Here is a 25,547-nt window from a genome sequence, read left to right as displayed (position 1 = left end):
GGCATCTTATAGTGCCCGGTTCCTGAACCGAATCCGCAAGACCCATGAAAACCAAAGCCGCCGTCGCCTGGAAATCCGGAGCCCCGCTGACCATCGAAACCGTCGACCTCGAAGGGCCGAAGTTCGGCGAGGTGCTGGTCGAGATCAAGGCCACCGGCATCTGCCATACGGACTACTACACGCTCTCGGGCGCCGACCCCGAAGGCATCTTCCCGGCCATCCTCGGCCACGAGGGCGCTGGTGTCGTGGTGGACGTCGGCCCCGGCGTGACGACCCTCAAGAAGGGCGATCACGTCATCCCGCTCTACACGCCCGAGTGCCGCCAGTGCAAGTTCTGCCTGAGCCGCAAGACCAACCTGTGCCAGCTGATCCGCGGCACCCAGGGCAAGGGTCTGATGCCCGACGCCACCAGCCGCTTCAGCCTCGACGGCAAGCCGATCTTCCACTACATGGGCACCAGCACCTTCAGCAACTACACGGTGGCGCCCGAGATCTCGCTGGCCAAGATCCGCGAGGACGCGCCCTTTGACAAGGTCTGCTACATCGGCTGCGGCGTGACCACCGGCATCGGCGCGGTGATCTTCACGGCCAAGGTCGAGGCCGGCGCCAACGTGGTCGTCTTCGGCCTGGGCGGCATCGGCCTGAACGTGATCCAGGGCGCGAAGATGGTGGGCGCCGACAAGATCATCGGCGTCGACCTGAACCCCGAGCGCGAGGCGATGGCGCGCAAGTTCGGCATGACGCATTTCATCAACCCGAAGGACACGCCCAACGTGGTGGACGCCATCGTGCAGCTGACCGACGGCGGCGCCGACTACAGCTTCGAGTGCATCGGCAACACCCAGGTGATGCGCCAGGCGCTCGAATGCACGCACAAGGGCTGGGGCCGCAGCATCATCATCGGCGTGGCCGAGGCCGGCGCCGAGATCAGCACGCGGCCGTTCCAGCTCGTCACCGGGCGCAAGTGGGAAGGCTCGGCCTTCGGCGGCGCGCGCGGGCGCACCGACGTGCCGAAGATCGTCGACTGGTACATGGAGAACAAGATCAACATCGACGACCTGATCACGCACACCATGCCGCTGGAGGACATCAACAAGGGCTTCGACCTGATGAAGCGCGGCGAGTCCATCCGTGGGGTGGTGATTTACTAACCCCCAGGTTGGGCTCACTGCGTGTAGCCCGCCCACCCCCTTTCAGGGGGCGATACCGGCGGCCCGGCGAAGCCGGATCCGCGGTATCCCTGGAAGGAAACCGTGCGATCTAGGAGCTTCGATGGATTTCATGCAACCCCTGCGAACGATCGAAGCTGGCGTGCTCGAGATCGCGTACTTCGAGGCCGGGCCGTCCGATGGCCCGCCGGTGCTGCTGATGCACGGCTTCCCCTACGACATCCACAGCTACGCCGAGGTCGCACCGATGCTGGCGGCGGCGGGCTGCAGGGTCATCGTGCCGTACCTGCGCGGCTACGGCGCCACGCGCTTCCTGAGCGATGCCACGCCCCGTTCGGGCGAGCAGGCGGCGCTGGGCGCCGACCTGCTCGCGCTGCTCGATGCGCTGGCGATCCCGCGTGCCGTGCTGGCGGGCTACGACTGGGGTGGGCGCGCGGCCTGCGTGGTGGCGGCGCTATGGCCCGAGCGTTGCGCCGGGCTGGTCTCGTTCAACAGCTACAACATTCAGGACATCGCGCAGGCGATGCGCCCCGAGGCCGCCGAGAACGAGCACCGGCTCTGGTACCAGTACTACTTCCACAGCGAACGCGGCCGCGCCGGGCTGGCGGCCGACCGGCGCGGCATCACGCGCCTGCTCTGGCGGCTCTGGTCGCCGACCTGGCCCTTCGACGAAGCCACCTTCGAGCGCAGCGCGGCCGCCTTCGACCACCCCGACTTCGTCGAGGTGGTGATCCAGTCGTATCGCCATCGCTTCGGCCTGGTGCCTGGCGATCCTGCCTATGCCGCCATCGAGGCGCGGCTCGCCGCCCAGCCACCGATCTCCGTTCCCGCCATCACCTTCGACGGCGCCGACGACGGCGTGCGTCCCGCGAGCGATGCATCGGCACATGCCCACCGCTTCACCGGCCCCCGCTCGCACCGCATCGTGCCCGGCGTGGGCCACAACATGCCGCAGGAGGCGCCGCGCGTGTTCGCCGATGCGGTGCTCGAACTCATCCCCACAGCGAAGACATGACAGACAGCCCCAAGATCCTTTCCGAACACCGCTGCTTCGGCGGCACGCAACGCTTCCTCGAACACGACTCGCGCGAGATCGGGCTGCCGATGCGCTTCTCGGTCTTCCTGCCGCCGCAAGCAGCGCGCGGGCCGGTGCCGGCGGTGCTGTACCTCGCCGGCCTGACCTGCAACGAAGAGACCTTCATGGTCAAGGCCGGCGCCCAGCGGCTGGCGGCCGAACTCGGCCTGGCGCTGATCGCACCCGACACCAGTCCGCGCGGGCCCGGCGCCGAGGACATCGAGGGTGCGACCGCAAGTTGGGATTTCGGCATCGGCGCCGGCTTTTACCTCGACGCCACCGAGGCGCCCTGGGCCGCCCACTGGCGCATGGAAAGCTGGCTGATCCGCGAGCTGCTGCCGCTGGTCGCGAGAAGCCAACCGGTGGACGGCGAGCGCCTCGGCGTCTTCGGCCATTCGATGGGCGGCCATGGCGCGCTGACGCTCGCGCTGCGCCATCCGGGCCGCTTCAAGTCGCTCTCGGCCCTGGCGCCGATTTGCGCGCCGACGCAGTGCCCATGGGGCGAGAAGGCGTTCAACGGCTACCTCGGCGCCGATCGCAGCCGGTGGCTGACGCACGACGCCAGCGCCCTGATGCAATCGCAATCCGTGGCACCCTTCCCCGAAGGCATCCTGGTCGACCAGGGCCTGGCCGACAAATTCCTCGCCGAGCAGCTCCACCCGCATCTGTTCGAGGCCGCCTGTGCGAGCGCCGGCCAGCCGCTCACGCTGCGCCGCCACGAAGGCTACGACCACGGCTACTACTTCATCCAGAGCGTCGTTGCGGACCACCTGGCGCACCATGGCCGGAGCCTCTTGCGGGCCTGAACACGCGATGACAGCCGCACCCGCCTTCCTCCCCTTGCTGAGCTACGAAGTCAACAGCGCGTCGGACGCGCTGCGTCGCAGCGCCGCCCTGCGTTTTCGCAGGGAGCACGACGTGAGCCTGATGGAATGGCGCACGCTCGCGCTGATCGAGCACCTGCAGCCGGTCACCCTGCGCGCCCTGACCGACTACTCCAGCACCGACAAGGCGCAGATCAGCCGCATCGTGAGCGCGCTGGTGGAGCGCGCCATGGTCGAGCGGCGCGCGCACAGCACCGACGCCCGATCGGCCCAGCTCTCCCTCACCGCCGCGGGCCGCAAGAAGGCCAGGAGCCTGGCGCGCACCGCGCAGTTGCGCGACCGCAGTTTTCGTGAAGAACTGAGCGAGGAAGAGGCCGCCCAGCTGGTCGCCACCCTGCGCAAGCTCAAGGCCAAGGCGCTCGCGCTGATCGAGGAAGAAGAAAAGACGCAGCCCTGAACGCCGTCCGCACCACTTTCAACCGCCCGCGTCCGCGGGTCGCGGATCGTGGAAATTGCCGGCCTCGAAGCGCACCAGATCGTCTCCGGGGTCGAAGCCGACACCGGCCGGATCGCCGCCTTCGGCCACCACCTTGACCTGCGTCGCCAGCAGCCGGCGCAACAGCACGATGCCGCGATCGCTGGTGGCGAGGTTTTCGTGCGAATGCCAGGTGATGTCGCCCTGGCTCTTCTGCGCTTCGTAGTCGCCCGGAAAACGCCGGTGCTCGTCGGCGCTGAGTTCGCTCCAGAACTTGCCGCCCTGGCGCGAACGGAATCCCGTCAGCTCGCCGGGCGTGCGCACCCGCGCCACCGTGTAGATGCGGAAGTGCGTGTCGTCGATCGGCAGCACGAAGCCGAGCGACTCGACCCGCGCGTACTGGCCCACGCGCGGATTGGGGACCACGCGCCAGGTCGGCACGCAGGCCTCGGTCACGCGGCGAAAGATCGAGCCGTCGTCGAGCGTGCGCAGCGAGGTCACCTTCACGCCGCGCGGCGTGGCGTCGAAGCGGATGGTCGGCGCCCGCAGCATCGCGTCGGTGAACTGCACGCCCGAGAAGCTCCCGTGCAGCACCATCACGTGCCAGGGATCGACCACGTTCTCGTAGTGCTGGAACCAGTTGCAATCGACGATCACCGGGCCGCCGCCACCGATGCTCTGGTCGTCGGCCTCGAGGAACTCGCCGTCCTCCAGGGCTTCGAAGGGCTCGAAGCGCGGCAGCACCGGCTGTCGGTCCGGTGGGCCCATGTAGGTCCACACCAGGCCGTAGCGCTCCGCCACCGGATAGGCCGGCTGCAGCATGCGGCCGACGCGAGAGCCGCCGTCAGGCTCGCAGGGCTGCTCCAGGCATTGCCCGCCGGGGCCGAACTTCCAGCCGTGGTAGCAGCAGCGGATGCCGTCGTGCTCGACCTTGCCGTAGAGCAGCGAAGCGCCCCGGTGCGCGCAGCGCGGATGCAGCAGGCCGGCTTCGCCGCTGCCGGCGCGGAACAGGATCAGGTCTTCGCCGAGCACCCGGATCTGGCGCGGCGTATCTGTCGCATCGCTCGTCAGGCCGACGGGGTGCCAATAGCGGCGCAGCAGCTCGCCCATGGCGGTGCCGCGCCCGGTGCGCACGAGCTCGTCGCGCACGACGGGTTCCGGCAGCTCGTAGGCACTGCGGATCGGAATGATGCGGAGGTGGTCTTGCGGTACGTTCATGCGCGGGAGTCCTTGGGATCGTTTCATTCCGGCTCGACACCGGCGGCCTTCATCAGCGCCAGCCATTGCGGCGCGTCGCGCTTGTAGACCTCGGCCAGTTCCTCCGGCGTGCTCGCGATCGGGTCCTGGCCCTGGTCGACCAGGCGCTGCGAGACTTCGGGCGTGCGGATCGCGGCCACGAAGGCCTTGTTCAGCCGGTCGATCACCGGCTTGGGCGTGCCGGCGGGGACATACACAGCCACATAGCCCGCCAGCTCGAAACCCGCGAAGCCTTGCTCGCCGAAGGTGGGCAGCTCGGGCAGCCCGCCCGAGCGGCGCGGCCCCGTCATGCCGAGCGCCTTGATGGCATTCGCGCGTACCAGCGGCCTGGCGCTGACCGGGCTGGAGAAGGTGGTGTCGAGCACGCCGCCGCGCACGTCGCTGAGCGCGGAGACATCGCCCTTGTACGGCACGTGCTGCATGTCGAGGCCGTAGCGCGTGCGCAGCAACTCGCCGAAGAGGTGCGCCGAGGAACCCTTGCCCCAGGTGCCGTAGGAGATCGGGCGGTTCTGCGCCTTGGCCCACTGCGCGAACTCCTGCAGGTTGTTGTAGGGCGCGGTGGCAGGCCCGGCGAACATCACGCTGCCGAGCGAGACCAGCGTGACCGGCGCGAAGCCGGCGACCGGGTCGTAGGGCAGCTTCTTGAAGGCGCCGGCATTGTTGATCGTCGTGCTGCTGGTGGTGACCAGCACCGTGTAGCCGTCGGGCGCCGCCTTGGCGGCGGCATCGGCACCGACGATCGTCGCGGCGCCGGGCTTGGCGTCCACCACCACCGGCTGGCCGACCTCGAGCGCCACCTTGTCCGTCATCGCGCGCACCGCGACGTCGATCGCGCCGCCTGGCGCGAACGGCACGATCACGCGGATCGGCTTGGCCGGAAACGGATCCTGGGCCCAGGCCGCGGGCCACGCGCCCGCCGCCATGGCCGCCGCAAGGAGGCGGATCGCATCCCTGCGCCCGCCGTCGAATGTCTCGTGCATCGCGTCTGTCTCCGTGGGATTTTTATGTTGTTGATACTATCAACCATATCTGCCGACGTCAACGAACGACAATCGGAGACTTCACCGCCCTTTCGAATGAACGACACACCTCCCCCGCTCCCCGAGCGCGAACAGATCGCCCTGCTCGAGCCTTTCGAGGGCCTGGGCCTGGGGGACATCCGCGTGGTCGCCACGGCACAGGACGCGCAGGCCGCCACGGCGGCGCTGCTGGCGAGCCGCGTGGTCGGCTTCGACACCGAGTCCAAGCCGACCTTCGCCAAGTTCGAAGTCTCGGGCGGACCGCATGTGGTCCAGTTCGCGACCCGCGACCAGGCCTGGCTGTTCCAGCTGCATCGCACCGAGTTCCACGGCGCGCTGGCCGCGCTGCTGGGCTCGGCCGAACTGGTCAAGGCCGGCTTCGGCCTGTCGACCGACCTGAGCCTGATCCGGCAGCGCTTCGGCGTCGAGCCGCAGGCCGTGCTCGACCTCGACACCGAGTTCCGCCGCCGCGGCTACCGCAAGTCGGTCGGCGTGAAGTCCGCCGTGGCGCTGGTGTTCGACCGCCGCTTCGTCAAGTCGCGCAAGGCCACGACCTCGAACTGGGCCAACCGCCAGCTGACCGACGCGCAACTGCGCTATGCGGCCAACGATGCGTATGCAGCGATCCGGGTCTTCGACGCGCTGGGGCTCCGCCCCGACGGCTGAGTCACCGCGCGCTCAGACCCAGACCCGCACGCGCGCCACCAGCTCGGGCAACGGCGCGGTGGCGTCCACCTCCAGTACCCCCGGTTCGCCGACCGGGGATTCCAGCGTCGCGAACTGGTTGGCGACCAGGCTGGCCGGAAACATGTGCGCGCCGGCGCGCGCCGCCACGCGACGCTCGGCCTCCTCGCGCGTCAGCGCCATGAAGACGAAGCGCAGGCCCGGAACTGCGGCGCGCAACCGCTCGCGGTAGTCGCGCTTGAGGGCCGAACAGGTCAGCACCGCCCCACCCTGGTGACGCGCCATTTCAAGGCCCAGCGCGGTCAGCCAGCCCGCACGGTCGGCGTCGGTGAGCGCAATTCCGGCGCGCATCTTGGCAACGCTTTCGGGCGAATGAAAGTCATCGCCTTCGATCAGTGGCAGTTCCATGTCCCGTGCCAATGCGGCGCCCAGGCTGGACTTGCCGCAACCGGAAACCCCCATCACCACCCACCAGGGAGTCGTCGTTGGTGGGGGAACGCAATTTTTTGCCATTCACTGCATTGTGTAACCAACTCGACCCATCCCGCTAGAACAGACTGCCCTGCCCTGCGGCGCCAGGTGGTCGGAACGCGCCGAGGTCGAGTGCGATGCGCTCGCGGTTGAAGCCGATGCGCCGGGCCGCCTTCTCGAAACGCTGACGGATCAAGTCGGCCCACAGCCCGCTGCCCTTCATGCGGGTCGCGAAGTCGGCGTCGTAGTCCTTTCCGCCACGCATCTCGCGGATGCGCGCCATGATGCGGTCCGCGCGCTGCGGGTAGTGCAGCTCGAGCCATTGCTTGAACAGCGGCGCCACCTCCCACGGGAGCCGGATGACCGTATAGAAAGCGCAACGCGCACCCGCCTCCCAGGCGGCCTCCAGCACTTGTTCCATGTCCTCGGTGACGAAGGGAATCTGCGGCGCCACGCTGACGCCGACCGGCACGCCCGCATCGGCCAGCGTGCGCAGGGTGCGCAGCCGCCGGTGCGGCGCGGCGGCGCGCGGCTCGAGCTTGCGCGCCAACTCGCCGTCGAGCGTGGTGATCGTGACGTAGACCGCCGCCAACCGGTCGGTCGCCATCGGCGCGATCAGGTCGAGGTCGCGCTCCACCGCGCTCGACTTGGTGACCAGGCCGAAGGGATGGCGGGTTTCCTTCAGCAGTTCGATGACCGAACGCGTAAGCCGCAGCTCGCGCTCGATCGGCTGGTAGCAGTCGGTGGCGGTGCCGATCGCGATCTGGCTGGGACGATAGCCCCTGCGGCCGAGTTCGCCGCGCAGCACCTCGGCGATGTTGCGCTTGGCGATCAGCTTGGTCTCGAAATCGAGGCCGGGCGAGAGATTGAGGTAGCTGTGCGTGGGCCGCGCGAAGCAGTAGATGCAGCCGTGCTCGCAGCCGCGGTAGGGATTGAGCGATCGATCGAAGGGGATGTCGGGCGAATCGTTGTCGCTCAGCACCGACTTCACGTCCTCGAAGCGGACCTCGGTCGCCAGCGGCGGCAGGCCCTCGGACTCGGCCTCGCCTTCTTCCAGCGTGCCCCAGCCGTCGTCGAAGGCATCGCGAACGTCGCGCTCGAATCGATGCGGCAGGCGCGTGGCCGCGCCGCGGCCCTTGAGGGCGTGGACGGGGATGAAGGTGTCGGCCATGGGGCGATCCGCATACTGTATGAAATCACAGTATTTCACGGTTTAACCCGGGCTGCAGCAACCGTTTGTACATATCTTCGGGAATTTTCGATCTCGAAAAGTAGCGTGCGCTCACAGACAGCAAAGCCGCCGAAATCTGAAGATCGCAACCACAAGAGTTTCTAGGACGGATGGGGTGCATGCGGTCGATGTACGGAATCACGCGCGGGCCGCGAGGCTGGAAAGTTCAATTGAAGCGCAGCGGCGTCACGCTGTTCAGGCAGTTCGGCTTCAAGATGCACCAGGGCGAGGCGATCGCGCTGTTGCGAGCCCAGGGATGGCGCGATCAGATGGTCAAGAAGCATCCGCCCGTTCCGCGGCGCAAGAGAGCCGACGTCCTCAGACGCAATAACAAGACCGGCATTCCGGGCGTGACCTGCCAGTTGGGCCCCGACGGCAAACCCCGCGCCTGGACCGCAAGGACCTATCTCGGCCCAGGCGAAATAGCCAACAAGTACTTCAGCGTCGGCCGCTATGGCCTCGAAGCCAAGCTGCTGGCTATCGCCGAACGTCAAGCGCAGCTTCGCCGGATGTCAGGACTGGCTTGCCCCCATCCGGACGAAGCGGATCTGCGCCTGGCGCCACCAAGGTCGTTGCCGTCGGATGGCCTTGCGCCTGTGACCGCAAGGGAAATAGTCCGCAGCAACAACAAGAGCGGCGTCGCCGGAGTTGCCTACCGACGGCAACACCCGGGAGATCCCGGTCGATGGACGGCCACCACCCGAGCGAGAGATGGCAAGCACCTGCGGCTGTCCTACTCCGTGCGGGAGCACGGAGAGGAGGCGGCCAAGGCGCTGGCCATCGCGGCGCGGCAAGACCAACTAAGGCAAATGGCAGCCAAGGCGAAGCGGAGGCCGGCGGAGCAAGCGTCCGCGTGCCCGGAGGGCAGCAATTCCGCCAAGGCAGCAGCATCGGATAACCCAACGAATGACGGAACGCGCGATCTGTAAAGCCCTGGCTCCGTGAAGCAGAGCCAGAGTTGGCACACAGGAAAAGGTTGGGGGCGGGCCTCCAGGCCTCCGAGAACCTGCTTGACGCCGTCCAGGCGTCGGCGCAATCGTCGGACAGGCGCTATGCCATCGGGGCGGCCGATATCCTGGAACTGATCAGCACCCAGGGGATGCTTGCCGAAGCACAACAAGAGCGCATTCGCTGCCGGGCCGAATGGCGATCGGCTCGGCTCCGGCTTCTTGCAAGTGCAGGCAGGTTAGGTCGCATGGAACTGGACCTTGCGGAACGCGCCGTTCGATGAACACGCTTGACGCATCCAGACACTCGGCTAAGCTGCAGATCGTCCGCCAGCACACCATGCCCCGCCGTCCCGAAAACCTCTACCCGCAGTACCACGCCCACATCTACTTCGGTCCCGGTACGGTCGCCCAGGCGCGCAAGATCGCCGAGGACGCGGGACACGAACTTCTGGTCGTGGTCGGCCGGGTGCACGAGCGACTGGTCGGCCCGCACCCGCACTGGAGCTGCCAGATCGCCTTCGACGCCGCCGAGTTCGACGAGGTCGTCGCGTGGCTGGACAACCACCGTGGCGGCCTGGACGTGTTCGTGCACGGCGTCACCGGCGACGATTACCTGGACCACACCGCGCACGCCATGTGGCTCGGCAACGAGTCGGCGCTCGACCTGCGCATGTTCCGCCGCCCGGGCGGCTGAACCCGCAGCGACCGGGCCTCAGAACTCGGCGTCGAGCTCGTCGATCTCGTCGGGCTCCTGCTTCGCCGCCTTGATCCATTCCTGCATCGCCGGCAGTTCCATGATGCGCTTGCAATAGCCGGCGCAGGCGGCGTCCAGCGTGACGTCGTAGGTGATGAAGCGCGTCACCACCGGCGCGTACATCGCGTCCGCCATGCACGGCTGCTTGCCGAACAGGTAGGGGCCGCCATGGGCCTGGAGGCATTCGCGCCAGATCGCGACCACGCGGTCGATGTCGGTCTGGGCGCGCGACCAGATCTTGAAGTTCGGGAACCGGGCCTTGACGTTCATCGGCAGCGAACTGCGCATCGAGCTGAAGCCGGAATGCATCTCGCCGCAGATCGCCCGGCAGATCGCCCGGGCCTCGGCATCGGCGGGCAGCAGCCCGGCCTTGGGCTTGATCTCGTGGAGGTACTCGCCGATTGCGAGCGTGTCCCAGACCTTGATGCGGCCGTGCTGCAGCGAGGGCACCAGCATCGAGGCCGACAGCAGCAGCATCTCGGCCTTCATGGCCGGATCGTCCGGCGGGATCACCTTCTCGCTGACATCCAGCCCCGCAAGCCGGCACATCAACCAGCCGCGCAGCGACCACGCACCGTAGTTCTTGCTGCTGATGGTGAGGACGGGTTTGGCCATGGGGACGCTCCTGGGCTGCCGGATCGGCTTTGCGGGTGTGCAAGGCCCATGCCAGAACAGGGCACCGCGGCGGCTTGGCCCGCAACTTGCCTGCACTCCAGGCATGCTGTACCGGGCCTACCAAACACACACCGACCTGCTCTCGCCGTCCCGGCTCGCAGCCCAGTACCTCGGCAGCGGCGCGTGGCAGGCCCCTTCGGACCGCGGCGCCCGCCGCCGGATCGCAGCGGCCATGGAGGTCTATGCCCACATGCGCCTGACCCACACGCGGCCGGACTACGGCATCCAGAGCGTGGTGTGCGAGGGCGAGGAGGTCCCGGTGCACGAAGAGGTGGCGCTGGTCGCGCCCTTCGGCACGCTGCTGCACTTCCGCAAGAACACCAAGGCGGTGCAGCCCAAGGTGCTGCTGGCCGCACCACTGTCGGGCCATTTCGCGACCTTGCTGCGCGAAACGGTGCGCACCCTGCTGCGCGACCACGACGTGTACCTGACCGACTGGCACAACGCACGCGACGTGCCGCTGTGGAACGGCGGCTTCGGCCTGGACGACTACACGCTGCAGATCGTGAGTTTTCTCGAGGCGATCGGCCCCGGCGCCCACATGGTGGCGGTCTGCCAGCCCTGCGTGGCGGCCCTGGCGGCCACCGCGCTGATGGCGGAAGACGGCAACCCGGCCTCGCCGCTGAGCCTGACCCTGATGGCCGGACCGGTCGACTGCCGCATCAACCCGACGGCCGTGAACAAGCTGGCGACCGACCGCCCGATCGGCTGGTTCGAACGCAACCTGATCAGCCGCGTGCCCTGGCCGCACGCCGGCGTGATGCGGCGCGTCTATCCGGGCTTCCTGCAGCTCAGCGCCTTCATGAGCATGAATCCGGACCGCCACAAGGAACAGTTCAGGAAGCTCTACCACCACCTGGTCGAAGGCGAACTCGAGCAGGCGGCCACGATCCGCGATTTCTACGACGAGTACCTGGCGGTCAACGACCTGCCGGCCGAGTTCTACCTGGAGACGGTGGCGCGCGTGTTCCAGACCTACGACCTGCCGCGCGGCGAGCTGACCGTCGGCGAGCGCAAGGTCGATCCGTCGGCGATCCGCCGCACCGCCTTGATGACCGTGGAAGGCGAACGCGACGACATCTGCGCGGTCGGCCAGACCGTGGCAGCCCAGGACCTCTGCCCGAGCATCCGCCCCTACCTCAAGACCCATCACCTGCAGGCCGGCGTCGGCCACTACGGCGTCTTCAGCGGCAGCAAGTGGAACGCCCAGATCTACCCCCGCGTGCGCGAGATGATCCACACGGCGCAAGAGCTGCACTAGGCCGGCGTCACCAGGGCAAGCCGCAGATGCGCAATCAGCGCCTGCGACACCACGTTGCGCATCGGCCCGGGCAGGTAGACCAGCACCACGCGGCGCTCGACGTGCGGCTTCACGAGCGGGAGCACCACCAGGTCATCGTCGCGAAGCGACGAGGTGTAGAGCTTCGGCATCAGGCCCAGCGCCAGCCCGCCGCGCACCAGGGCGTAGAGCGTTTCCGAGTAGCTCACGCGATAGGGCTCCGAACCCTGCGCGAACTGGGCGCGGGCCGGGTCGCCGAGCGCCGGCATGCTGCCGCTCTCGAACAGCACCAGGCGCTCGCCGCCGATGGCCTCCCAGTCCGCCTCGCCAAGCGCGGCCAGCGGATGGTCGCGCCGCACCACCAGCACCAGCGGATCGCGGAACAGGTCGACGCATTCCAGCCCGCCCGGCGGCTCGGTGATGGCCGCCACGGCCAGGTCGAGCCGGCCGCTGCGCACTTCGGCCAGCAGCTGGTTCGACGGCGCGTCGCGCCAGGCGAACTCGATCCCGGGCGGCGCATCACCGCCGATGAACCCGGCCACCGCCGTCGCGACGCGGGCGCTGGCCGAAGGGATCACGCCGATGCGCACGAAGGCGCGTCCGCGCTGCACCGTGCTCTCGATATCGCGCAACGCGACCTCGAAGGTATTGACCAGGTAGTCCGTGCGCGCCAGCACCTCGGCGCCGACCGGCGTGAGCTCGAGCCGGTGCGTCGAACGGGTCAGCAACTCGGCACCGAGGAGCTTCTCCATCTGCTTGATCGCGTTGCTCAGGGCCGGCTGGGTGATCGACAGCCTGCGCGCGGCGCGGCCGAACTGGCCCTCCTGCACCAGCACCGAGAAGCACTGGAGCTGGCGAAGCGTCAATGCACGCAGGGGCAAGGAGCTCATCGCTTGGTTATCAATTGAATGAATGAAATTATAGGAATTCAAAATTTTCCTTATTTCATCACCCTCCCTAGACTGGCCGGCATGAGCACTGCCGTCGCAACGCCTGGCGCCCTGGAGCCCTTCCTGCGAGCGATCCCGAAGGTCGAATTGCACTGCCATCTGTTCGGCACGGTCCGGCACGGCACCTTCGCGGACCTCAACCGCCGGGCCGGTTCGCCGCTGGCCGACGACGAGATCGAGGGCTTCTACACCCGCGGCGAGAAGCCGGTCGGCGTGCTGCGGGTGCTGCGCGCGCTCGATGCCCAGCTGGTGCGCAGCGCCGACGACCTGCACCGGCTCACCTTCGAATACCTGCAGGACGCGGCGTCGCACAACGTCCGCTACAGCGAGTTCTTCTGGAACCCGACGGGCACCGTGCACGCATCGGGCATCGGCTATCGGAAAGCGCAGGATGCGATCGTCAACGCCATCCATGACGCGCAACGAGAGTTCGGCATCGTTGGCCGGCTGATCGCGGCGATCGATCGCGAGGCCAGTCCCGAGGCGGCCGTCGAGATGGTGCGATGGGTCACGCAGAGCCGGTGCGAGGAAGTGATCGGCATCGGCATCGACTACCGCGAGGTCGATCGGCCGCCCGAGCTCTTTCTCGCGGCCTACCGCGCCGCCCGGCGCGCGGGCCTCAAGACCACCGCGCACGCCGGTGAGTTCGGCATGCCCTGGACCAACGTGCGCACCGCCCTCGATCTGCTGCAGGTCGACCGCATCGACCACGGCTACACCGTGGTCGACCAGCCCGGGTTCGCGCGCGAATGCGCCGAGCGCGGCGTGCTGTTCACCGTGGTGCCGACCAACTCCTACTACCTGCGCACCCTGCCGCCGGAACGCTGGGCGCTCGACCATCCGATCCGCCGCATGCCGGGCCTGGGCCTGCGGATCCACCCGAACACCGACGACCCGACCCTGCACAAGGTCACGCCCACCGGGGCCTGGCTGATGATGGTGCGCGACTTCGGTTTCGGCCTGGACGACCTGCGCGGCTTCATGCACAACGGACTCGACGGTGCCTGGATCGATGATTCCTTGCGCCGCCACTGGCGCAGCCAATGGAGCGCCGAGTTCGATGCGCTGCGGGCCCTCCTTCCACAAGAACCCACCACGCTGAACCCATGAACACCCCGATCCCGAAACCCCTGCTGCTGGCCTCGATGCTGATCGCGGCCCTGCCCGGCGCCGCCAGCGCACAGCCCTCCGCCTGGCCCGGCGCCAAGCCGATCACGCTGATCGTTCCCTATTCGGCGGGCGGCAGCGTGGACTTCAACGCACGGCTGGTCGCAACCAGGCTCGGCGAACGCCTCAAGCAGTCGGTCGTGATCGAGAACGTGACCGGCGCAGGCGGCGCCATCGGGGTCGCCAAGGCGGTGAATGCGGCGCCGGACGGCTACACCCTGGTCGCCGGCCCGGACAGCGCGATCGCGATCGGAAAACTGATCAACCCCGCTGCCTTCAAGTTCGACCCGCTGAAGGACCTGGCGCCGGTGGGCATGCTGAACACCGCGCCCATGGTGCTGGTCGCCCGGCCGGGCCTGCCGGTGAAGGACTTCGCCGACTTCGTCAAGCTCGCGAAGGCCTCGCCCGGCAAGTACAACTACGCCACCTCGGGCGTCGGCACCGTGCTGCAGCTGGCGATGGAACTGCTGAAGGAGCGCACCGGCATCTTCGTCACCCACGTGCCCTACCGCGGCGGTGCGCAGATCGCGACCGACGTGATCGGCAACCAGGTCGACCTCGCGATGCTGGTCAGCACCAGCGCCATCCCGCATGTGAGCGGCAACCGGCTGAAGGCGCTCGGCGTGACCGGCGGCCAGCGGCTCGATGCGCTGCCGCAGGTGCCCACCTTCAACGAGATGCCGGGCCTGAAGGGCTACTCGATGGTGAGCTGGACCGGCATCTTCGCCCCGGCCGCCACGCCAGCCCCGATCGTGAGCCGCCTCAACCAGGAACTCAACGCGGTGCTGAAAGACCCGGAAGTGCGCGCCAAGCTGCAGGAGCAAGGCGCCATCCCCGGCAGCGGCTCGGCCGAAGAGCTCGCCCAGTTCATCAAATCGGAATACGCCCGCAACCAAAAAATCGTGCAAGCCGCCAACATCAAAGAATGACCGGCCCCGGCCGGCGCAGCCAGGCCCGTTGGTGAAACACCGCGGAACTGGCTTCGCCAGGCCGCTGGTGTTGCCCCCGGTAGGGGGCTGAGGAGCCGCGGCTCCGAGCCTGCCTGCGCAGGCTTGGACGGCTCCGAAGGGCCGCTGTCTCTGGCAGCGACTCGAGGCGCCCGGACACGCAGTGCCGGGCAACCTGGGGGCGAGCTACTGCTCTTCGGGCCAGTCGCGAATGTAGGCCTTGAGCATCTTGTTCTCGAAGTTCTGGCTGTCGACCACCGCCTTGGCGACGTCGTAGAAGCTGATCACGCCCATCAGCATGCGCTTGTCCATCACGGGCATGTAGCGCGCGTGGCGCTCGAGCATGATGCGGCGGATCTCGTCGAGGTCGGTTTCGAGGGTGCAGGTCACGGGATGGTCGTCCATCGCCTTGCGCACCAGGGTGCCGCCGACCTGGCCGCCGTTGGCGACGATGGCGACGATCACTTCGCGGAAGGTGAGCATGCCGACCAGGTCGCCGTGCTCCATGACCACCAGCGAGCCGATGTCCTTGTCGGCCATGACGTCGACCGCACTGGCCAGGGGCTCGTCGGGCGTGACCGTGAAGAGCGTGTTGCCCTTCACTCGCAGGATGTCGCTGACTTTCATGTAATTGCTCCTCACTTGCTCGGCGGCGTGCCGATTTGAATATAGCCCACAATGGCCGCCCGTCCACCGACCCCGCGATTTCGCCGTGCAGGATGCACGCGTAACGGGGCATTGCAGAAACGATCTCGAAAGGCGCTCATGTCCGGCTACTCCGACCCCGGCTTCGACACGCTGGCATTGCATGCCGGCGCCGCACCCGACCCCGCCACCGGCGCGCGGGCGGTGCCGATCCATCTCACCACCTCCTTCGTCTTCGAGTCCAGCGACCATGCCGCGGCGCTGTTCAACCTCGAGCGCGCCGGCCACGTCTACTCGCGCATCAGCAACCCGACCAACGCCGTGCTCGAGCAGCGCGTGGCGGCGCTCGAAGGCGGCATCGGCGCGATCGCCACCGCCAGCGGCCAGGCGGCACTGCACCTGTCGATCGCGACGCTGATGGGTGCCGGCTCGCACATCGTCGCCAGCACCGCGCTGTACGGCGGCTCGCAGAACCTGCTGCACTACACGATGCGCCGCTTCGGCATCGACACCACCTTCGTGAAGCCGGGCGACCTCGACGGCTGGCGCGCCGCGATCCGGCCCGAGACCAAGCTGCTGTTCGGCGAGACCGTGGGCAATCCGGGCCTCGACGTGCTCGACATTCCCGCGGTCAGCGAGATCGCGCACGCGGCCAAGGTGCCGCTCCTGGTCGATTCCACCCTGACCTCGCCCTACCTGATCAAGCCCTTCGACTGGGGCGCCGACCTGGTCTATCACTCCGCCACCAAGTTCCTCTCGGGCCACGGCACCGTGATCGGCGGCGTGGTGGTCGACGGCGGCAGCTTCGACTGGGAGCGCTCGGGCAAGTTCGCCGAGCTGACCCAGGCCTACGACGGCTTCCACAACATGGTCTTCAGCGAGGAGAGCACGGTCGGCGCCTTCCTGCTGCGCGCACGCCGCGAGGGCCTGCGCGACTTCGGCGCCTCGATGAGCCCGCACACCGCCTGGCTGATCCTGCAGGGCATCGAGACGCTGCCGCTGCGCATGGAGCGCCACATCGACAACACGCAGAAGGTGGTGGAGTTCCTGGTTTCGCATCCCTTCGTGTCGCACGTGGGGCATCCGCTGCTCGAATCGCACCCCAGCCATGCGCTGGCCAACAAGCTGCTGCGCCATGGCGCCAAGGGCGCCGGTGCGGTGTTCAGCTTCGACCTCAAGGGCAACCGCGAACAGGGCAAGAAGTTCATCGAGGCGCTCAAGCTGTTCAGCCACCTGGCCAACGTGGGCGATTGCCGCAGCCTGGTGATCCATCCCGCGAGCACCACGCATTTTCGCATGAGCGACGAGGCGCTGGCGGGTGCCGGGATCTCGCAGGGCACCATCAGGCTGTCGATCGGGCTCGAAGACCCGGCCGACCTGATCGACGACCTCAAGCGCGCGCTGAAGGCGGCGGAAAAGGCAGGTGCGTGATGGAGTTCGTCGTCAACGGCCACGCCACCTACTGCTACACCGGCGGCAAGCCGCTCGACCCCGCCAAGCCGACCGTGGTCTTCATCCACGGCGTACTCAACGACCACAGTGTCTGGATCCTGCAGAGCCGCTGGTTCGCCAACCACGGCTGGAACGTGCTCGCGGTCGACCTGCCGGGGCACTGCCGCAGCGAGGGCCCGCCGCCCGCCACGGTCGAGGACGCCGCGGCCTTCGTGGTCGCGCTGCTCGATGCGGCCGGCGTCGCCAAGGCGGCGCTGGTCGGCCACAGCTTCGGCTCGCTGATCGCACTCGAGACCGCCGCCCGCGCGCCGGAACGCGTCTCTCACCTGGCGCTGGTCGGCACCGCCTATCCGATGACCGTGTCGCCGGCGCTGCTGGACGGCGCGCTCAACGATCCGCAGCGCGCGATCGCGATGGTCAACACCTTCTCGCATTCGATGCTGGCGCCGCCGCTCGGTCCGGGCGCCTGGCTCTACGGCAGTTCGCGGGCCCTGATGCGCCGCGTGCTCGCGAGCAACCCGAACGCCAATGTGTTCCACATCGGCTTCAAGGCCTGCAACGACTACGCCAACGGCGAACAGGCGCTGGCGAAGCTGAAGTGCCCGGTGCTGTTCCTGCTCGGCGAGGCCGACCAGATGACGCCGCCGCGTGCGGCCCGCACGCTGGCGCAGAAGGCCGCAGGTGCCAAGGTCGTGACCGTCAAGGCCGGCCACGCGCTGATGTCCGAGGCGCCCGACGAGGTGCTGTTCGCGTTGCGCGATTTCATCAAATGAAACACCCCCCGAAGCGCCTGCGGCGCCTCCCCCTCTCAAGGGGGCGATACCGGCGGCCCGGCGAAGCCGGTTCCGCGGTATCCCTGGCCTTGGGCTGCGACGGTTTCAACGAGCCCGATCCGGCGTCAGCGCAGCATCAGGCGACCGAGTAGGCCCCAGGTTCGCGCTGGAGCGCGCCGAGCAGGGTCGCCACCTCGGGCGCCGATGCCTGCGCCGGCTGCAGCGCATCGAGCAGGCGCGCCAGGGTTTCGGCGTGGGGCAGCAAGGGCCCGATGAAGCGGGTTCCGGCCTCGCTGGCGATCAGAAGCGTCGGAAAGGTCTCGACGTCGAAATCGTCCGCGATGTCCGCGTGGTCCTCGATGTCGACCCAGGCGAAGCGGAACTGCGGATGGGCGCGCGCCACTTGTTCGAACAGCGGACGGTACTCGCGGCAGGCACCGCACCATTCGGCGCACAGGCAGACGACCCAGAGACGGTCGTCGGCAGCGGAGACGGAAAAGTCGGTCACGGCAGGGTCGGAAGATGGAGGGGTGGCGGAGAATCCGGCGCCATTATCGATTCGCCAGCAGATCCTGCAGCCGCAGGCTGTCCAATGGGCCTTGGTGCCAGAGGCTGCGCAGCGGCGGCGCCTGCGGCATCAGCAGCTCCCGCAGCAGCGGCTCGAGCGAGTCGGCGGGGTCGGCCAGCAGCACGAAGCGCGGGTCGTCGTTGTCGCGCTCCTCGGCCAGCGGCGCGATCCAGTCGAGCGCCACCAGGGTCTCGAGCACCGGCGCGAGCTGCAGCGCATCGACCCTCATGCGGGCCACCAGCTCGGCTGCGCCCAGGCCGCTGGCGGGCGTGGACTTGGCGGCGTGGAGGTACTGCAGCACCTCGGCCGCGAGCTGCAGCGTCCAGCCGGCGGCGCCMCCGCGCCGCGCCACCCCGGTCAGCAGGCTGGGCAGGTAGGCCGCGATCACGGCGCCGAACAACACGATGACCCAGGCCACGTAGATCCACACCAGCAGGATCGGCACGGTCGCGAAGGCCCCGTACAGCACCGAATAGGTCGGCACCAGGCTCAGGTAGTAGGCCAGCACGCGCTTCGCGGCCTCGATCGCGACTGCGACGAAAACGCCCCCGGCCCAGGCGTGCGACCACCTGACGTGGGTGTTCGGCACAAAGCGGTAGAGCGCCGCCATGCCGCCGGCCAGCAGCACGAATTCGAAGGTGTCGAACAGCAGCTTGACGATCGCACCGCCCACCACCTCGCGCGAGGCCGAGAAAAAGGCCGCCGTGGTACTCAGGCTCAGCGCCAGCACCGGTGGCCCGAGCGTGATCACAGCCCAGTAGATCAGCACCCGCTGGGCCAGCGGCCGCGGCTTGCGCACCCGCCAGATGTTGTTGAGCGTCTTGTCCATCGTGAGGATCAGCGCCACCGCGGTCACCAGCAGCACCACCAGCCCGGCCACGCCCAGGCCGCTGGCCTTGCTCGCGAACTGGTTCAGGTAGCCCAGCACCTGGCGCGCGATGTTGTCCGGGATCAGGCTGTCGATCAGCCAGCGCTGGACCCGGCCCTGCATCGTGCTGAACATCGGGAACACCGTGAACAGCGCCGCCGCCACGGTGAAGAAGGGCACCAACGCGATGGTGGTGGTGAAGGTCAGGCTGCTGGCCGTCAGGCCCAGGCGGTCTTCGCGAAAACGCTCGCCCAGCACGGCGGCGGTGTTGCCCCAGGGAAAGCGCGAAAGATCCCTCCAGAGTTGCCGGCGATTCATGGCCGGTATCATGCCACCGGGTCCTCCGCCGCTCCGGCGCAACCCGTTCGAACTGACCTGCCGTGACCGCGTCCCACCTCCCTCCCGCCTCCGTTTCCGCCACCCGCTGGCTCGCCGTCGGCAGCCTCGTCGGGCTGATCGTGCTCGGACTCGCCTGGGAGCTGTGGCTGGCACCGCTGCGCCCGGGGGGATCCTGGCTGGCGCTCAAGGTGCTGCCGCTGGTGGTGCCGCTGGCTGGCCTGCTCAAGAACCGCATGTATACCTATCGCTGGGTCAGCCTGATGGTCTGGCTCTATTTCACCGAAGGCGTGGTGCGCGCCTGGAGCGACACCAACGGTGTCGGCGAGGTGCTGGCGCTGATCCAGGTCCTGTTGTGCCTGGCGCTTTTCACGGCCTGCGCCTGGCATGTGCGGCTGCGGCTGCGCAACGCCGCCCAGGCACGCAAACTCGAAGGGGCGACGCCATGAGCGTTTTGTTGGACAGGCTTCGCTCGATCGTCGGCGCGGCGAATGTGCTGACCGAAGGCGACCTCAGCGCCTGGGAGCAGGACTGGCGCAAGCGCTCGCGCGGCAAGGCGCTGGCGGTGGTGCGCCCGGGCAACACCCTGCAGGTGGCCGAGGTGGTCACGGCCTGCGCCGCGGCCGGCACCACGCTGGTCCCACAGGGCGGCAACACCGGCCTCGCGGTCGGCTCGATTCCGGACGAGAGCGGCACCCAGGTGCTGTTGAGCCTGCAGCGTCTGAACCAGATCCGCAACATCGACGCCGCCAACCTCACGATGACGGTCGAAGCCGGCTGCGTGCTGCAGACCTTGCAGGAAGCGGCGCGCAACGCCGGCTTCCTGTTCCCCCTGAGCCTGGCGGCCGAAGGCAGCTGCACGATCGGCGGCAACCTGGCGACCAACGCCGGCGGCACCCAGGTCGTGCGCTACGGCAACACGCGCGACCTCTGCCTCGGGCTCGAGGTCGTGACGCCGCAAGGCGCGGTCTGGGAAGGCACCAGCGGCCTGCGCAAGGACAACACCGGCTATGACCTGCGCGACCTGATGATCGGCAGCGAGGGCACGCTGGGCGTCATCACCGCCGCGACCATGAAGCTGTATCCGCTGCCGGCCGCCCAGCTCACGGCCTGGGCGGCGGTGCCTTCGCTCGACCATGCGGTCAGGCTGCTCGGCCTGGCGCACCAGCGGCTGGGCCCCGGCCTGACCGGTTTCGAAGTGATGGGCCGGTTCGCGCTGAGCCTGGTCGCCAAGCACTTCCCCGCCCTGCGCGTGCCGTTCATCGACGATGCGGCCGTGCCCTATTGCGTGCTGCTCGAGAACTCCGACAGCGAGTCCGAGGACCATGCCCGCGCGCGCTTCGAGGCACTGCTCGAAACGGCATTCGAGGACGGCTGCGTGACCGATGCGGTGGTCGCCGAAAACCTCACGCAGGCACACCAGCTCTGGCACATCCGCGAGAGCATCCCGCTGGCGCAGGCCGAGGAAGGCCTGAACATCAAGCACGACATCTCGATCGCGGTGTCGCGCATCCCGGCTTTCGTGGCCGAGACCGACGCGCTGCTGGCGCGCGAGATCCCGGGCGTGCGGCTGGTGAACTTCGGCCATCTCGGCGACGGCAACCTGCACTACAACGTGCAGGCGCCGGAGGGCGGCGACAACAAGGCCTTCCTGCGCGACCACGAGGACCGCATCAACACCCTGGTCTACGACGCGGTCGAGGCCTTCGAAGGCTCGTTCTCGGCCGAGCATGGCGTCGGCTCGCTCAAGGTCGACAAGCTCGAGAAGCACAAGTCGCCGGTGGCGCTCGAGATGATGCGCGCCATCAAGCGCGGGCTCGATCCGCAGAACATCCTGAATCCGGGTCGGGTGATCCGGATGGAGACTCCCCAATGAACCGCCCCATCCGCTCCCAATACGAAGACTTCATGCGCCACGTCGACACGACGGGCGTGCAAAAGGGCGACCGCACCGGCACCGGCACCAAGAGCGTGTTCGGCTACCAGATGCGCTTCGACCTCCAGGAGGGCTTCCCGCTGGTCACCACGAAGAAGGTGCACCTGAAGTCCATCATCCAGGAACTGCTGTGGTTCCTGACCGGGTCGAGCGACAACAACTGGCTCAAGGCGCGCGGCGTCACGATCTGGGACGAATGGGCGCGCGAGGACGGCGACCTGGGCCCGGTCTACGGCGTCCAGTGGCGCAGCTGGCCGACGCCGGACGGCGGCCACGTCGACCAGATCCAGCAGGTGATCGACACGCTCAAGAGCAACCCCGATTCGCGCCGCATCATCGTCAGCGCCTGGAACGTGGCCGAGCTGTCGAAGATGGCGTTGATGCCCTGCCATGCCTTCTTCCAGTTCTACGTCGCGCCGCCGCAGGCGCCGGGCGAGCGCGGCAAGCTCAGCTGCCAGCTCTACCAGCGCAGCGCCGACATCTTCCTGGGCGTGCCCTTCAACATCGCGAGCTACGCGCTGCTCACGCACATGGTGGCGCAGCAATGCGACCTGGACGTCGGCGACTTCATCTGGACCGGCGGCGACTGCCACATCTACAGCAACCACGCCGAGCAGGTGGCGCTGCAGCTGAGCCGCCAGCCCCTGCCCTACCCGACGCTGCACATCAAGCGCAGGCCGGCCTCGATCTTCGACTACCAGTACGATGACTTCGAAGTGGTCGGCTACGAGCACCACCCCGCCATCAAGGCGCCCGTGGCGGTCTGAACGCGATGCGCATCAACCTGATCCTCGCGCGCGCCGCCAACGGCGTGATCGGACTCGACGGTGTCATGCCCTGGCACCTGCCCGAAGACATGGCGCATTTCAAGCAGCAGACGATGGGTGCGCCGGTGATCATGGGCCGCAAGACCTGGGACTCGATCCCGGCGCGCTTCCGCCCGCTGGCCGGCCGCCGCAACATCGTGGTCACGCGCAATGCCGAGTGGCAGGCCGAAGGCGCAGAGCGGGCGGGCAGCCTCGATGAGGCGATCGCCCTGTGCGAGCGCGGGCAGGCCACCGAGGCCTGGGTGATGGGCGGCGCACAGATCTATGCCGAGGCCGAGCCGCTGGCCCAGCGCGTGGTGCTGACCGAGATCGACCGCGACTACGACGGCGACGCCTGGGCGCCCGAATTCGGCGCCGGCTGGCAGCAGACGGCGCGCGAATCGCATGTCGCGGCCAACGGCTTGCCGTTCAGCTTCGTGACGCTCGAGCGAGGCTGAATCGCCCCTGTGGACGGGCAGACGGCCCAGACGGCCGATTCTTCTCGACGCTCGACGGCTTCTGCCGCTGCACTTGCGGTACATCGTAGGGTACGACAGGCCCACCGCTCGACGACCCTGCCGCCGGCCCCGCGCATCACGCCTCGCACCGAGGCGGTCTGACAGCGTCGGCGCGGCGCACGCGCTCGCCACGGGCGGCCTCGTCGGCCGTCAACGGCCCGAGTGAGGCACGCTTGCACACCTCCCGCCCCCTTGCGCGCGGTCCTGGCCGACCTGCGCCCCATGCTCCAAAACCCTGATTGATTTAATTATTGATGTTATTACGATCACCGCCTCGATCCACGCTTCCTCCTCCATGTCCTCCGCTCCCACCATCGCCGACATCGCCCGCACCGCCGGTGTGGGTACGGCCACGGTCGACCGGGTGCTCAACCGCCGACCGGGCGTCAATGCCGAGACCGTCCAGCGGGTGATGCAGGTGGTCGAGGAACTGGGCGCCCCGCAGCAGCCGGGCCGGCCTCGCCGAGGCGCGAACGCGCGCTTCGCCTTTGTGCTTCCCGCCGATGCCTCGCCCTTCCTCGACCTGGTCGAGCGGCAGATCGCGCAGGCCGCCGGCGATTTCCGGCACGCCCACATCACCGAGATCACGCACCGCCTCGACGCCACCGACCCGGCGCGCTTCGCCGAGGAGCTCGCGCAGGTGAGCGACTGCGAAGGCATCGCCTTGCTGGCGCCCGACCTGCCGCCGATCAAGCGCGCCATCAACGAACTGGTGCGCACGGGAGTCCACGTCGTGACCCTGTTCTCCGACGTCGCGGGCTCCATGCGCGAGACCTGCATCGGCGCCGACAATCGCGCCGCCGGCCGCACCGCCGGCCTGCTGCTGGGACGGATGGCCAACGACAGCCGGCGCGACACCTTGCTGCTGTCGTCGCAGGCGACGCGGCTGTCAGCCGAGATCGAGCGCCGCATCGGCTTCGCCCACGTCATCGAGGAGCGCTTCCCCCGACTGCGCATGGTGCGCACGCCGGACCTGCCGGCCGATGACGACGGCGCCTGCCGCGCGCTGCTCGATGCACTGAAGAACGGCATCGACCCGGCGCGCGTGGCCGGCATCTACAACGTGGGCTCGGGCAGCGCCGGCGTGGCGCGCGCGCTGGCCGAGGCCGGGCTGGCACCCCACGCCGGCGTGGCGGCGCACGACTTCACCGACGAGAACGCCTCGCTGCTGAGCGCCAATGCCCTCTCCTACGTCCTGCACCAGGACATCCATTACTGCGTGTTGACGGCGGCGCGTGTCCTGCGCGCGCTGTGCGAGAACGTCCGTGGCGCACTCAACGTGGTGCAGCCGCGCATCGAGATCCTGACGGCCGAGAACCTTCATTGAGCGGACGCCCGGTATGTGCCCCTGAACCCAAACCTTTTGGAGACAGCTCATGAAATCGATGTCGAAGATGCTCCCGGGGGTGATCGCCCTCGCCGCAGCCACCGTGCTCAGCCTGACCAGCGCCGACGTGCGCGCGCAGGACAAGACCATCACCCTGTGCTGGGCTGCCTGGGACCCGGCCAACGCGCTGGTCGAACTCTCGAAGGACTTCACCACCAAGACCGGCATCAAGATGAAGTTCGAGTTCGTGCCGTGGACCAGCTTTGCCGACCGCATGCTCAACGAGCTCAACTCCAAGGGCAAGCTGTGCGACCTGATCATCGGCGACAGCCAGTGGATCGGCGGTGCGGCCGAGCAGGGCCAGTACGTCAAGCTCAACGAGTTCTTCAGCAAGGAAGGCATCAAGATGACGGACTTCGCGCCCGCCACCGTGGTGGGCTACGCCGAGTGGCCGAAGAACACGCCGAACTACTGGGCGCTGCCGGCGATGGCAGACGCGGTCGGCTGGACCTACCGCAAGGACTGGTTCGCCAAGCCCGAATTGCAGGCCGAGTTCAAGAGCAAGTACAACCGCGACCTGGCGCCGCCGAAGACCTGGGCCCAATTCAAGGAGGTGGCCGAGTTCTTCCAGGGCCGCATGATCGACGGCAAGAAGGTCTACGGCGCCTACCTGTTCACCGAGCGCGGCTCCGAAGGCATCACGATGGGCGTGACCAACGTGCTCTATCCGATGGGCTTCAAGTACGAGGACCCGAAGAAGCCGTATGCCATGGACGGCTTCGTGAACTCGCCCGACGCGGTGCGCGGCCTCGAGTTCTACAAGGCGCTCTACAAGGGCAGCACGCCGCCCGGCCTGACCAATGCCTACATGACTGAAGGGCTCGATGCCTTCAAGTCGGGCCAGGTCGCGATGATGATGAACTGGTTCGCCTTCTTCCCGGGCCTCTACAAGGACCCGAACGTCGGCGGCGACAAGATCGGCTTCTTCGTCAATCCGTCGGACAAGGCCAAGGGCGTGCAACTCGGCGGCCAGGGCATCTCGGTGGTCTCCTATTCGCCGAACCGCAACGAGGCGCTGCAATACATCAAGTGGTTCGCCAACCCCGAGGTGCAGAAGAAGTGGCAGGCCATCGGCGGCTCGTCGGCCGCCAAGGCGGTGCTCAACGACCCGGCATACCCGAAGAGCTCGCCGTTCGCGCAACCCTTCCTCGACTCGATGGACATGGTGGTCGACTTCTGGGCCGAGCCTTCGTATGCGCAGCTGCTGCTGTCGATGCAGAAGCGCGTGCATGATTACGTGGTCGCCGACAAGGGCACCGCGAAGGAGGCACTCGATGCGCTGGTGGTCGATTGGAAGAAGGTCTTCAAGGACGACGGCAAGTCGAAGTAGG

At 68.0% G+C, this 25,547-nt stretch carries 27 protein-coding genes; 18 read left to right on the top strand and 9 right to left on the bottom strand.

The features are described 5' to 3' along the window. Positions 1–44: 44 nt before the first annotated feature. From AC1DYK_RS24935 to AC1DYK_RS24920, 4 genes are all read left to right on the top strand, one after another. Positions 45–1,151 carry an S-(hydroxymethyl)glutathione dehydrogenase/class III alcohol dehydrogenase gene (locus AC1DYK_RS24935; RefSeq protein ID WP_478168718.1) on the top strand — a complete coding sequence of 369 codons (1,107 nt, stop codon included), beginning with the start codon at positions 45–47 and terminating at the stop codon, positions 1,149–1,151. A gap of 121 nt (positions 1,152–1,272) precedes the next feature. Further along, positions 1,273–2,184 carry an alpha/beta fold hydrolase gene (locus AC1DYK_RS24930; protein WP_478168717.1) on the top strand — a complete coding sequence of 304 codons (912 nt, stop codon included), beginning with the start codon at positions 1,273–1,275 and terminating at the stop codon, positions 2,182–2,184. After that, on the top strand, positions 2,181–3,050 hold the full coding sequence (gene fghA, locus AC1DYK_RS24925; RefSeq protein ID WP_478168716.1) for an S-formylglutathione hydrolase: 870 nt from the start codon (positions 2,181–2,183) through the stop codon (positions 3,048–3,050). The genes AC1DYK_RS24930 and fghA overlap by 4 nt, the downstream gene beginning before the upstream one ends. A 7-nt stretch (positions 3,051–3,057) precedes the next feature. Further along, positions 3,058–3,525: a MarR family winged helix-turn-helix transcriptional regulator gene (locus AC1DYK_RS24920; protein WP_478168715.1), complete on the top strand. Its 468-nt coding sequence runs from the start codon at positions 3,058–3,060 to the stop codon at positions 3,523–3,525. 18 nt (positions 3,526–3,543) lie between these two features. Here AC1DYK_RS24920 and AC1DYK_RS24915 read toward each other — a convergent pair whose 3' ends face one another. Next, a complete protein-coding gene (locus tag AC1DYK_RS24915) occupies positions 3,544–4,761 on the bottom strand; it encodes a Rieske 2Fe-2S domain-containing protein (RefSeq protein ID WP_478168714.1) in 1,218 nt (405 codons plus the stop codon). 23 nt (positions 4,762–4,784) lie between these two features. After that, a complete protein-coding gene (locus AC1DYK_RS24910; RefSeq protein ID WP_478168713.1) occupies positions 4,785–5,780 on the bottom strand; it encodes a Bug family tripartite tricarboxylate transporter substrate binding protein in 996 nt (331 codons plus the stop codon). A 96-nt stretch (positions 5,781–5,876) separates the two neighbouring features. Between AC1DYK_RS24910 and AC1DYK_RS24905 the strand changes: the two genes are divergently transcribed. Beyond that, the gene (locus AC1DYK_RS24905; RefSeq protein ID WP_478168712.1) at positions 5,877–6,485 is read left to right on the top strand and encodes a 3'-5' exonuclease; all 609 of its coding nucleotides are present in this window, start codon (positions 5,877–5,879) and stop codon (positions 6,483–6,485) included. Between the two features lie 12 nt (positions 6,486–6,497). Here the strand turns inward: AC1DYK_RS24905 and AC1DYK_RS24900 are convergent, their stop codons facing one another. Both AC1DYK_RS24900 and AC1DYK_RS24895 read right to left on the bottom strand, forming a co-directional pair. Beyond that, a complete protein-coding gene (locus tag AC1DYK_RS24900) occupies positions 6,498–6,965 on the bottom strand; it encodes a gluconokinase (protein ID WP_478168711.1) in 468 nt (155 codons plus the stop codon). An 85-nt stretch (positions 6,966–7,050) separates the two neighbouring features. Next, positions 7,051–8,145 carry a PA0069 family radical SAM protein gene (locus AC1DYK_RS24895; protein WP_478168710.1) on the bottom strand — a complete coding sequence of 365 codons (1,095 nt, stop codon included), beginning with the start codon at positions 8,143–8,145 and terminating at the stop codon, positions 7,051–7,053. Positions 8,146–8,324: 179 nt separating this feature from the next. Here AC1DYK_RS24895 and AC1DYK_RS24890 point away from each other — a divergent pair, with 179 nt between their 5' ends. After that, on the top strand, positions 8,325–9,134 hold the full coding sequence (locus AC1DYK_RS24890) for an AP2 domain-containing protein (RefSeq protein ID WP_478168709.1): 810 nt from the start codon (positions 8,325–8,327) through the stop codon (positions 9,132–9,134). Positions 9,135–9,492: 358 nt separating this feature from the next. Then, on the top strand, positions 9,493–9,849 hold the full coding sequence (locus AC1DYK_RS24885; RefSeq protein WP_478168708.1) for a DOPA 4,5-dioxygenase family protein: 357 nt from the start codon (positions 9,493–9,495) through the stop codon (positions 9,847–9,849). An 18-nt stretch (positions 9,850–9,867) separates the two neighbouring features. Here AC1DYK_RS24885 and AC1DYK_RS24880 read toward each other — a convergent pair whose 3' ends face one another. After that, positions 9,868–10,524: a glutathione S-transferase gene (locus AC1DYK_RS24880; protein ID WP_478168707.1), complete on the bottom strand. Its 657-nt coding sequence runs from the start codon at positions 10,522–10,524 to the stop codon at positions 9,868–9,870. Positions 10,525–10,627: 103 nt separating this feature from the next. Between AC1DYK_RS24880 and AC1DYK_RS24875 the strand changes: the two genes are divergently transcribed. Beyond that, positions 10,628–11,845, top strand: a complete 1,218-nt coding sequence (locus AC1DYK_RS24875) for a polyhydroxyalkanoate depolymerase (RefSeq protein WP_478168706.1) — start codon at positions 10,628–10,630, stop codon at positions 11,843–11,845. Here AC1DYK_RS24875 and AC1DYK_RS24870 read toward each other — a convergent pair. Continuing rightward, complete coding sequence (locus AC1DYK_RS24870; protein WP_478168705.1) at positions 11,842–12,753, bottom strand: LysR family transcriptional regulator; 912 nt, start codon at positions 12,751–12,753, stop codon at positions 11,842–11,844. The two genes, AC1DYK_RS24875 and AC1DYK_RS24870, sit on opposite strands and share 4 nt — an antisense overlap. Positions 12,754–12,834: 81 nt before the next feature. On the opposite strand from AC1DYK_RS24870, the gene AC1DYK_RS24865 reads away from it, so the two are divergent. Beyond that, entirely contained in the window at positions 12,835–13,923 is a 1,089-nt protein-coding gene (locus tag AC1DYK_RS24865) for an adenosine deaminase family protein (RefSeq protein WP_478168704.1), read from the top strand. Then, complete coding sequence (locus tag AC1DYK_RS24860) at positions 13,920–14,909, top strand: Bug family tripartite tricarboxylate transporter substrate binding protein (protein WP_478168703.1); 990 nt, start codon at positions 13,920–13,922, stop codon at positions 14,907–14,909. Before AC1DYK_RS24865 ends, AC1DYK_RS24860 begins: the two co-directional genes overlap by 4 nt. Positions 14,910–15,113: 204 nt before the next feature. Here AC1DYK_RS24860 and AC1DYK_RS24855 read toward each other — a convergent pair whose 3' ends face one another. Then, the gene (locus AC1DYK_RS24855; protein ID WP_478168702.1) at positions 15,114–15,554 is read right to left on the bottom strand and encodes a CBS domain-containing protein; all 441 of its coding nucleotides are present in this window, start codon (positions 15,552–15,554) and stop codon (positions 15,114–15,116) included. Between the two features lie 138 nt (positions 15,555–15,692). Here AC1DYK_RS24855 and AC1DYK_RS24850 point away from each other — a divergent pair, with 138 nt between their 5' ends. Further along, positions 15,693–17,003, top strand: coding sequence for an O-acetylhomoserine aminocarboxypropyltransferase (locus AC1DYK_RS24850; RefSeq protein ID WP_478168701.1), 1,311 nt, complete (start codon positions 15,693–15,695; stop codon positions 17,001–17,003). Next, positions 17,003–17,797: an alpha/beta fold hydrolase gene (locus tag AC1DYK_RS24845; RefSeq protein ID WP_478168700.1), complete on the top strand. Its 795-nt coding sequence runs from the start codon at positions 17,003–17,005 to the stop codon at positions 17,795–17,797. The genes AC1DYK_RS24850 and AC1DYK_RS24845 overlap by 1 nt, the downstream gene beginning before the upstream one ends. Positions 17,798–17,933: 136 nt before the next feature. Here the strand turns inward: AC1DYK_RS24845 and AC1DYK_RS24840 are convergent, their stop codons facing one another. Both AC1DYK_RS24840 and AC1DYK_RS24835 read right to left on the bottom strand, forming a co-directional pair. Then, complete coding sequence (locus tag AC1DYK_RS24840; RefSeq protein ID WP_478168699.1) at positions 17,934–18,305, bottom strand: thioredoxin family protein; 372 nt, start codon at positions 18,303–18,305, stop codon at positions 17,934–17,936. Positions 18,306–18,348: 43 nt separating this feature from the next. Then, positions 18,349–19,563: a YihY family inner membrane protein gene (locus AC1DYK_RS24835; RefSeq protein WP_478168698.1), complete on the bottom strand. Its 1,215-nt coding sequence runs from the start codon at positions 19,561–19,563 to the stop codon at positions 18,349–18,351. Positions 19,564–19,613: 50 nt separating this feature from the next. Here AC1DYK_RS24835 and AC1DYK_RS24830 point away from each other — a divergent pair, with 50 nt between their 5' ends. The 6 genes from AC1DYK_RS24830 to AC1DYK_RS24805 all read left to right on the top strand — a co-directional run bounded on the left by AC1DYK_RS24830 (position 19,614) and on the right by AC1DYK_RS24805 (position 25,546). Further along, on the top strand, positions 19,614–20,018 hold the full coding sequence (locus tag AC1DYK_RS24830; RefSeq protein ID WP_478168697.1) for a DUF2069 domain-containing protein: 405 nt from the start codon (positions 19,614–19,616) through the stop codon (positions 20,016–20,018). Continuing rightward, entirely contained in the window at positions 20,015–21,445 is a 1,431-nt protein-coding gene (locus AC1DYK_RS24825; protein WP_478168696.1) for an FAD-binding oxidoreductase, read from the top strand. The genes AC1DYK_RS24830 and AC1DYK_RS24825 overlap by 4 nt, the downstream gene beginning before the upstream one ends. Then, entirely contained in the window at positions 21,442–22,272 is an 831-nt protein-coding gene (locus AC1DYK_RS24820; RefSeq protein ID WP_478168695.1) for a thymidylate synthase, read from the top strand. Before AC1DYK_RS24825 ends, AC1DYK_RS24820 begins: the two co-directional genes overlap by 4 nt. A 5-nt stretch (positions 22,273–22,277) precedes the next feature. Then, entirely contained in the window at positions 22,278–22,769 is a 492-nt protein-coding gene (locus AC1DYK_RS24815) for a dihydrofolate reductase (protein ID WP_478168694.1), read from the top strand. A 355-nt stretch (positions 22,770–23,124) separates the two neighbouring features. Continuing rightward, on the top strand, positions 23,125–24,156 hold the full coding sequence (locus AC1DYK_RS24810) for a LacI family DNA-binding transcriptional regulator (protein WP_478168693.1): 1,032 nt from the start codon (positions 23,125–23,127) through the stop codon (positions 24,154–24,156). 58 nt (positions 24,157–24,214) lie between these two features. Further along, positions 24,215–25,546: an ABC transporter substrate-binding protein gene (locus AC1DYK_RS24805; protein ID WP_478157594.1), complete on the top strand. Its 1,332-nt coding sequence runs from the start codon at positions 24,215–24,217 to the stop codon at positions 25,544–25,546. Position 25,547 lies beyond the last annotated feature (1 nt).

The sequence above is a fragment of the Variovorax sp. P2_H12 genome (assembly GCF_056403395.1).
Note: the sequence above shows the minus strand (reverse complement) of the source record. Positions and strands in the feature narration are given on the sequence as shown.

Excerpts from the sequence above, each read along its gene's own strand:
- AC1DYK_RS24935 (WP_478168718.1), top strand. The coding sequence starts at position 45 with ATGAAAACCAAAGCCGCCGTCGCCTGGAAATCCGGAGCCCCGCTGACC.
- AC1DYK_RS24930 (WP_478168717.1), top strand. The coding sequence starts at position 1,273 with ATGGATTTCATGCAACCCCTGCGAACGATCGAAGCTGGCGTGCTCGAG.
- fghA (WP_478168716.1), top strand. The coding sequence starts at position 2,181 with ATGACAGACAGCCCCAAGATCCTTTCCGAACACCGCTGCTTCGGCGGC.
- AC1DYK_RS24920 (WP_478168715.1), top strand. The coding sequence starts at position 3,058 with ATGACAGCCGCACCCGCCTTCCTCCCCTTGCTGAGCTACGAAGTCAAC.
- AC1DYK_RS24915 (WP_478168714.1), bottom strand. The coding sequence starts at position 4,761 with ATGAACGTACCGCAAGACCACCTCCGCATCATTCCGATCCGCAGTGCC.
- AC1DYK_RS24910 (WP_478168713.1), bottom strand. The coding sequence starts at position 5,780 with ATGCACGAGACATTCGACGGCGGGCGCAGGGATGCGATCCGCCTCCTT.
- AC1DYK_RS24905 (WP_478168712.1), top strand. The coding sequence starts at position 5,877 with ATGAACGACACACCTCCCCCGCTCCCCGAGCGCGAACAGATCGCCCTG.
- AC1DYK_RS24900 (WP_478168711.1), bottom strand. The coding sequence starts at position 6,965 with ATGGGGGTTTCCGGTTGCGGCAAGTCCAGCCTGGGCGCCGCATTGGCA.
- AC1DYK_RS24895 (WP_478168710.1), bottom strand. The coding sequence starts at position 8,145 with ATGGCCGACACCTTCATCCCCGTCCACGCCCTCAAGGGCCGCGGCGCG.
- AC1DYK_RS24890 (WP_478168709.1), top strand. The coding sequence starts at position 8,325 with ATGCGGTCGATGTACGGAATCACGCGCGGGCCGCGAGGCTGGAAAGTT.
- AC1DYK_RS24885 (WP_478168708.1), top strand. The coding sequence starts at position 9,493 with ATGCCCCGCCGTCCCGAAAACCTCTACCCGCAGTACCACGCCCACATC.
- AC1DYK_RS24880 (WP_478168707.1), bottom strand. The coding sequence starts at position 10,524 with ATGGCCAAACCCGTCCTCACCATCAGCAGCAAGAACTACGGTGCGTGG.
- AC1DYK_RS24875 (WP_478168706.1), top strand. The coding sequence starts at position 10,628 with ATGCTGTACCGGGCCTACCAAACACACACCGACCTGCTCTCGCCGTCC.
- AC1DYK_RS24870 (WP_478168705.1), bottom strand. The coding sequence starts at position 12,753 with ATGAGCTCCTTGCCCCTGCGTGCATTGACGCTTCGCCAGCTCCAGTGC.
- AC1DYK_RS24865 (WP_478168704.1), top strand. The coding sequence starts at position 12,835 with ATGAGCACTGCCGTCGCAACGCCTGGCGCCCTGGAGCCCTTCCTGCGA.
- AC1DYK_RS24860 (WP_478168703.1), top strand. The coding sequence starts at position 13,920 with ATGAACACCCCGATCCCGAAACCCCTGCTGCTGGCCTCGATGCTGATC.
- AC1DYK_RS24855 (WP_478168702.1), bottom strand. The coding sequence starts at position 15,554 with ATGAAAGTCAGCGACATCCTGCGAGTGAAGGGCAACACGCTCTTCACG.
- AC1DYK_RS24850 (WP_478168701.1), top strand. The coding sequence starts at position 15,693 with ATGTCCGGCTACTCCGACCCCGGCTTCGACACGCTGGCATTGCATGCC.
- AC1DYK_RS24845 (WP_478168700.1), top strand. The coding sequence starts at position 17,003 with ATGGAGTTCGTCGTCAACGGCCACGCCACCTACTGCTACACCGGCGGC.
- AC1DYK_RS24825 (WP_478168696.1), top strand. The coding sequence starts at position 20,015 with ATGAGCGTTTTGTTGGACAGGCTTCGCTCGATCGTCGGCGCGGCGAAT.
- AC1DYK_RS24820 (WP_478168695.1), top strand. The coding sequence starts at position 21,442 with ATGAACCGCCCCATCCGCTCCCAATACGAAGACTTCATGCGCCACGTC.
- AC1DYK_RS24815 (WP_478168694.1), top strand. The coding sequence starts at position 22,278 with ATGCGCATCAACCTGATCCTCGCGCGCGCCGCCAACGGCGTGATCGGA.
- AC1DYK_RS24810 (WP_478168693.1), top strand. The coding sequence starts at position 23,125 with ATGTCCTCCGCTCCCACCATCGCCGACATCGCCCGCACCGCCGGTGTG.
- AC1DYK_RS24805 (WP_478157594.1), top strand. The coding sequence starts at position 24,215 with ATGTCGAAGATGCTCCCGGGGGTGATCGCCCTCGCCGCAGCCACCGTG.